Source organism: Thermus sp., assembly GCF_039793865.1.
Classification (GTDB): Bacteria; Deinococcota; Deinococci; order Deinococcales; family Thermaceae; genus Thermus.
In genome coordinates this window covers 1-6,413 of the sequence record NZ_JBAMMI010000042.1, presented here as the reverse complement: position 1 = coordinate 6,413, position 6,413 = coordinate 1, and the positions used below count along the sequence as shown (strand labels likewise).

Below are 6,413 nucleotides of genomic sequence, written 5' to 3'. Positions count from 1 at the left end.
GGGTCGGGGAGAAGAAGGCGGCTCTAGAGGCGTTCTCCTTCCATCCCCTCTCCGCTCTGCGCTTCCTGGGGCTCTATGCGGTATAGCGGTCAAGTTTGCACAGGGGGCCCCCCGAGGCGGGGGCCTTTCTTGCTACACTAAGGGGACGGGCCCGGGATCCCCCCGGTCGCCCTGGAGGGAAGATGCGCGCGCACATCATCACCTACGGATGCCAGATGAACGAGTACGACTCCCACCTGGTGGCCAGCGAGCTCGTGAGCCTGGGGTGGGAGCTCGTGGACTCGGTGGAGGAGGCGGACTTCGTCCTGGTGAACACCTGCGCCGTGCGGGGCAAGCCCGTGGAAAAGGTGCGCTCCCTTTTGGGCCAGCTCCGCAAGGAGAAGGAAAGGCGCGGCCTCCTCATCGGGATGATGGGGTGCCTGGCCCAGCTGGACGAGGGCCAGCAGATGGCGAAGAAGTTCGGGGTGGACGTCCTCTTGGGCCCCGGGGCCCTGACCTCCCTCCCCGAGGCCCTGAAGGCGAACGAGAGGTTCTTTGACCTCACCTTCCGGGAGGACGTCCTGGACTACATCCCCCCGCCCCCCAAGGGAGCGCTCTCCGCCCACGTGACCATCATCCGGGGGTGCAACCACCACTGCACCTACTGCATCGTCCCCACCACCCGTGGCCCCGAGGTCTCCCGCCACCCCGACCTCATCCTGAAGGAGATTGAGCTTTTGAAGCAGGCGGGGGTGGTGGAGGTCACCCTCCTCGGCCAGAACGTCAACTCCTACGGCAAGGACCAGCCGGGCTTTCCCTCCTTCGCCGAGCTTCTGCGCATGGTGGGCGGGATGGGCATCCCCCGGGTGCGCTTCCTCACCAGCCACCCGGTGAACTTCACCGACGACATCATTGAGGCCATCGCCGAGACCCCCGCCATCTGCCGCTACATCCACCTGCCCGTGCAGTCGGGCTCCGACCGGGTGCTCCGCCGCATGGCCCGGGAGTACCGCCGGGCGCACTACCTGGAGAGAATACGGAAGATCCGCGAGGCCCTTCCCGACGCCGTGCTCTCCACCGACATCATCGTGGGCTTCCCCGGGGAAACAGAGGAAGATTTCCAGGAGACCCTCTCCCTCTACGACGAGGTGGGGTACGACCAGGCCTACATGTTCATCTACTCCCCCCGCCCCGGCACCCCCGCCTACAAGCACTTCCAGGACCTGCCCCGGGAGGTGAAGGTGGAGCGCCTGATGCGCCTCATTGAGAAGCAGAAGGAGTGGAGCTACCGCCGGAACCTGGAGTGGGTGGGGAAGACGGTGGAGGTCCTGGTGCGGGGGGAGGCCAAGGAGGAGGGGTATGTGCAGGGGCACGACCGGGGGAACCACCCCGTGCTCCTCCCCGCCGCCCAGGCTGCCGTGCCCGGCCTCTACCAGGTGGAGATCAAGCAGGCCACGCCCCACCTCCTCTTCGGGGAGGTGGTGGGGGCGAAGGCGCCCGCCCCCATCCCCCTGCCCGTGGCCTAGGGGAGCGGAATGCGCGTCCTCCTCCCCCTCTTCGCCGGGGCCGCCCTCTTTCTCCTCCTCTTCGCCGCCCTCCGCTTTACCGGGTGGGGGCTTTTCCTGGCCCTCCTGGGCGGGGCCTTGGCCTACCTCGGGTTTGGGCGCTGGCAGGGGGGGCTCCTCGCCCGGGGTCCTTCCCCCCAGGCCCTGGAAAGGCTCGCCATGAGGGAGGCCTGGCGGCGGGGCGGGGTGTTGCGGCCCCAAGACCTCGCCCCTTTCCTCCCCGAGGCCGAGGCCCGGGCCCTCCTGGAGGGGCTTGCGGAGCGGGGCCTTTGCCGGAGGGAGGGGGAGGGCTTCCGGTTTTAAGCGCTCCGTGCGGTTTTCGCCGCAGTGGGGGAGGGGGTCGCCGTGGCCTTAAGGGAGGCGGAGGTGGTGGTCCTGGGGGCCGGGGTGGCGGGGCTCGTCCTCGCCCGGCGCCTCCAGGAGAGGGGCCTGCGGGTCTTGGTGGTGGCCGAGGCCCTGGGGGAGGCGAGCCGCCCCCCGGTGGCCCTGGTGAACCCCTTGCGGGGAAGGCGCTTCACCCTGGCGGAGGAGGGGGAAGAGGCCCTGGAGCGGGCCCTCGCCTTTTACGGCCGCTTCGCCGAGCTCCACCTGGGGGTTTTCCGCCCCGTGCCCGAGGCCGAGCGCCCCAAGGTGGCGGGGAGGCTTTCCGGCCTTAGGCACCGCTGGGAGGGGAAGGGGGTGCTTCTGGAGGAGGCCTTCTGGCTGGAGCCGAAGCCCCTCTTGGCGCGCCTTTCCGAGGGGCTTCCCCTTCTTTGGGGCCGGGTCCTTGCCTGGGAGCCCCCTTACCTGGCCCTGGAAGGGGGCGGGCGGGTCAGGGGGGAGGTCCTGGTCTACGCCGGGGGAAGCCGGGGGGCCCACCTCCTCGCCCTAGAGGGGCGGCACATCCCCGGGCTCGTCCTCACCCTCTTGGACTACTTCCCCCGGGCCTTAAGCTACCGGGTCTACCTGGCGGGGGCGGCCCTCGGGGGGAGCTACCTGCCCCAGGAGGAAAGCCCCCGTATGCCCCCGCCCACCGAGGGGGAGGTGGAGTGGCTCCTCCAGGGGGCCGAGGTCTTGGTGGGCTACCGTCCTAGGGTGGCCTCGGCCTGGCGCGGGGTGCGCTTCCGCCTCCCCGGGCCCCACCTCTTCCCCGTGGAGGGCGGCTTCGCCCTCACGGGATTTGGCTCCACGGGCTTCCTCTATGCCCCCCTCCTCGCCGAGAGGCTCGCCTCGAGGCTTTAGACTGGGGGTGTGTACTCGGGCGCGGTGCTGGCGGGGGGAGCCTCGAGGCGCTTCGGGGAGGACAAGGCCCTCTTCGTCTACGAGGGGAAGCCTCTTTTGGCGAGGGTCTTGGAAAGCCTAGAGGGGGCAGGGGAGCGCTTTATCGTGGCGAACCGCCCCTACCTGGGCTTCGGCGTCCCCGTCTACCCCGACCTCCTCCCGGGGGCGGATAGCCTCTCGGGCCTCCACTCGGCCCTCGTCCACGCCCGCTTCCCCTGGGTGGCGGTGGCGGCCACCGACCTCCCCTTCCTCACCCGGGGCTTTTGGGACTTTCTCTACGAGAAGGCCCGCTCCTCCCCCTACCCCGTGGTGGTGCCCTATAGCCCCGAGGGGCACCCGGAGCCCCTCATGGCCTTTTACCACAAGGACTGCCTGCCCCAGGTGGAAGGGCAGATCCGGGAGGGGGACTTCCTCCTGAGGCGGGTGATGGAGACCCTGGGGGCCACTTACGTCCCCGCGGAGGAGGCGGTGGCCCGATTTGGGGAAAGGCTTTTCCTGAACGCCAACCGGAAGGAGGCGCTCCCCTAGGCTCCCGCCCCCGGCTGGGGCCTCTCGGCGGGGAGAGGCGGGGGCGGGGGAGGCAGGAGGAGGAGCTTCAGGACCTCGCCCACCTCCTCCACGAAGTGGATCTCCAGGTCCTTGAGGATCTCCTCCGGCACCTCCTTGAGCTCCGGCTCGTTCTCCTTGGGGAGGATCACCCGGTAGATCCCCGCCTGGTGGGCGGCGAGGAGCTTCTCCTTCACCCCGCCGATGGGGAGGACCTTGCCCCTTAGGGTGATCTCCCCGGTCATGGCGATGTCCATGCGCACCGGGCGGCCGGTGAGGGCGCTCGCCAGGGCGGTGGCCATGGTGATCCCCGCCGAGGGGCCGTCCTTGGGGGTGGCGCCCTCGGGGACGTGGATGTGGAGGTCAAAGTCCTTGTGGAAGCCCTCGGGGAGCCCCCACTCCTCCCGGTGGGCGCGGAGGTAGGTGAGGGCGGCGTGGGCCGACTCCTTCATGACCTCCCCCAGGTTCCCGGTGAGGTTCACCTTGCCCGTGCCGGGGACGGCCACGGCCTCTATGGTGAGGAGGGTGCCCCCGTAAGGGGTCCAGGCCAGGCCCTGGGCCAGGCCCACCTGGGGGGCCTTCTCCGCCCGGTCGGGGCGGTACTTGGGCACGCCCAGGTAGGCCTCGAGGTCCTCGGCGTCCACCACCTTGACCCCTTCCCAGGGCTTCTCCAGGTAGTCCTTGGCGGCCTTCCTCGCCACCTTGGAGAGCTCCCGGTCCAGGTTCCTCACCCCGGCCTCCCGGGTGTACTCCTGGACGATGCGCTCTATGGCCCGGTCGGTGATCTCCAGCTTCCCCTCAAGCCCAGCCTCCTTCACCTGGAAGGGCCAGCGGAAGTAGCGGGCGATGGCGCGCTTTTCCTGGAGGGTGTAGCCGGGGATCTCAATGACCTCCATCCGGTCCAATAGGGGCCTCGGGATGGTGGAAAGGGTGTTGGCCGTGGTGATGAAGAAGACCTTGGATAGGTCGTAGGGCACGTCCAGGTAGTGGTCGGTGAAGGTGTGGTTCTGCTCGGGGTCCAGGACCTCGAGGAGGGCCGCCGCCGGGTCCCCCCGCCAGTCGGAGGAGAGCTTGTCAATCTCGTCCAGGAGGAAGACCGGGTTCACCACCCCCACCTGCTTCATCCCCTGGATGATCTTCCCCGGGAGGGCCCCGATGTAGGTGCGGCGGTGGCCCCGGATCTCCGCCTCGTCCCGCACCCCGCCTAGGGAGATGCGGTGAAACTTGCGGTTCATGCTCCGGGCGATGCTCTTGCCCAGGGAGGTCTTGCCCACCCCGGGGGGCCCCACGAAGCAGAGGATGGGGGCGTGGCCCTTCACCTCCTTCCCCTGGGTGAGCTGGCGCACCGCCAGGTACTCCAGGATGCGCTCCTTCACGTCCTTGAGGCCGTAGTGGTCCTCGTCCAGGACCCGCTTGGTGATGGAGATGTCCAGGACCTCGGGGTCGGCCTCGGTCCAGGGGACCTCCAGGAGCCAGTCCAGGTAGGTCCGGCTCACCGTGGCCTCGGGGGAGCCGGGCTGCATGCGCTCAAGGCGCCTGAGCTCCTTGAGGGCCTTCTCCTTCACGGGCTCGGGCATGCCCTTCTTCTCAATGCGCTCCCGGAGCTCCTCTATCTCCGAGAAGAAGTCCTCCCCGCCCCCGAGCTCCTTCTGGATGGCCTTCATCTGCTCCCGGAGGTAGTACTCCCTCTGGTTTTGGTCCATCTGCTCCTTGACCCGGGCGGCGATCTTCTTGTCCAGCTCAAAGCGCTCCAGGTCGCGGAGGAGCAGGGCCAGGACCCGCTTCAGGCGCTCCTCCGCCTCGGGGGTTTCCAGGATGCCCTGCTTCTCCTCCAGGGTCCAGGTGGCGTGGTGGGCCACGAGGTCCGCCAGGACCGCGGGGTCCAGGGTGCTCTTGATGGCCTCCTGCTGGTAGCGGTCCAGGCGGAGGGTCTTGTGGTTCTGCAGGTAGCGCTCAAAGGCCTCCTGCACCTCCCCCACCAGGACCCGGGCGAGGCTTGCGTCCTGCAGAGGGGGCTCCGGGAGCACCTCCCCCACGGCCCTTAGGTAGGGGGCGGCCACGTACTGGAGAAGCCTTGCCCGGTTCCTGGCCTCCACCATCACCTGGAGGGTGCCGTCCGGGAGGCGCATGGCCTGCTTGACCACGGCCAGGGTGCCCACGGGGTAGAGGTCCTCCGGGGCGGGGTCGTCCACCTCGGGGTCCTTCTGGGCCACCAGGAAGATGTAGCGGTCGGCGGAGAGGGCCTCCTCCACGGCCCGCTTGCTCTTCATCCGCCCCACGTCCACCCCTGCGGTGGTGTGGGGGAGGATGACCGTGTTCCTGAGGGGCAGAACGGGAAGCTCTAGGCGCAAGGCGTCCTTCATCTGCCCTTATGATACCTTTCTCCTCCCGCTTCCCGGCGCCTTAGGGCACAAAGGCCAAGGGGGGCTTTCCCAAAGCCCCGGTTGGGGCCTCCCATGTTGCGAAGCCCGCCTAAGGGCACCTAGAAGCCCAGGGTGACGGTGGCCCGAAGGTTCTTGAAGGTGAAGGTGACCTTCGCGGTGGGAAGGCCCCTTGCCATGACCCCGAGCCAGAGCCTCCCCTGCTTGATCCCCTCGGTGAGCTTGGAACCGCTTAGGGAGAGGGGGGCGCTTTTGGTGTTGGCGAACCCGGCCTGGCCGATCTTCTCGTCCTCGGGGCCCACGGAGCAGACGTAGGCGTAGGTGGTGCCGAGGTCGGAGAGGGCGAAGCAAACCGGGTCCTGGGCGGGGTCTTTCGTGCGGGCGTAGAGGTCCAGGGTAAGGAAGAGGTCCTGGCTGGCCTCGAGGGTCCCCTCCACCCGCACGTCCTTGAGGATGCTCCCGGGAGGGGAGAAAGGATTGGGCTTCGCCGGGTAGACCACTTTGCCCCCGGTGTCCGCCACAGCGGCCACCTCGACGGTCTGGTCGGGGAGGGGCAGGGTGAGGGTGGCGGAGCAGCTTACGAGCGCGAGGGAAAGCCCAAGGGCGAGAAGGAGGGACCGCAGCATGCCCTCACAATACCCCCTTCCCCTATACCTGTCAACTCCTCTAGGGCTTGCCTAGT

At 68.7% G+C, this 6,413-nt stretch carries 6 protein-coding genes and 1 pseudogene; 5 read left to right on the top strand and 2 right to left on the bottom strand.

Annotated elements, in window-relative coordinates; translation table 11 throughout:
• The 5 genes and pseudogenes from ABJK26_RS03985 to ABJK26_RS03965 all read left to right on the top strand — a co-directional run.
• A pseudogene (locus ABJK26_RS03985) lies at window positions 1–86 on the top strand (DDE transposase family protein); the annotation flags it as partial.
• A gap of 96 nt (window positions 87–182) precedes the next feature.
• Complete coding sequence (miaB, locus tag ABJK26_RS03980; protein WP_347240941.1) at window positions 183–1,505, top strand: tRNA (N6-isopentenyl adenosine(37)-C2)-methylthiotransferase MiaB; 1,323 nt, start codon at window positions 183–185, stop codon at window positions 1,503–1,505.
• A 9-nt stretch (window positions 1,506–1,514) separates the two neighbouring features.
• Entirely contained in the window at window positions 1,515–1,847 is a 333-nt protein-coding gene (locus ABJK26_RS03975) for a hypothetical protein (RefSeq protein WP_347240940.1), read from the top strand.
• 42 nt (window positions 1,848–1,889) lie between these two features.
• Window positions 1,890–2,765, top strand: a complete 876-nt coding sequence (locus ABJK26_RS03970; protein WP_347240939.1) for an FAD-dependent oxidoreductase — start codon at window positions 1,890–1,892, stop codon at window positions 2,763–2,765.
• A 9-nt stretch (window positions 2,766–2,774) separates the two neighbouring features.
• Window positions 2,775–3,332, top strand: coding sequence for a molybdenum cofactor guanylyltransferase (locus ABJK26_RS03965; protein WP_347240938.1), 558 nt, complete (start codon window positions 2,775–2,777; stop codon window positions 3,330–3,332).
• On the opposite strand, the gene lon is transcribed toward ABJK26_RS03965, so the two are convergent.
• Together lon and ABJK26_RS03955 are read right to left on the bottom strand one after the other, a co-directional pair.
• Window positions 3,329–5,713: an endopeptidase La gene (lon, locus tag ABJK26_RS03960; protein WP_347240937.1), complete on the bottom strand. Its 2,385-nt coding sequence runs from the start codon at window positions 5,711–5,713 to the stop codon at window positions 3,329–3,331. The two genes, ABJK26_RS03965 and lon, sit on opposite strands and share 4 nt — an antisense overlap.
• Window positions 5,714–5,832: 119 nt before the next feature.
• Window positions 5,833–6,357 (bottom strand): hypothetical protein, encoded by a 525-nt coding sequence (locus ABJK26_RS03955; RefSeq protein ID WP_347240936.1) that lies wholly within the window; start codon window positions 6,355–6,357, stop codon window positions 5,833–5,835.
• Window positions 6,358–6,413 lie beyond the last annotated feature (56 nt).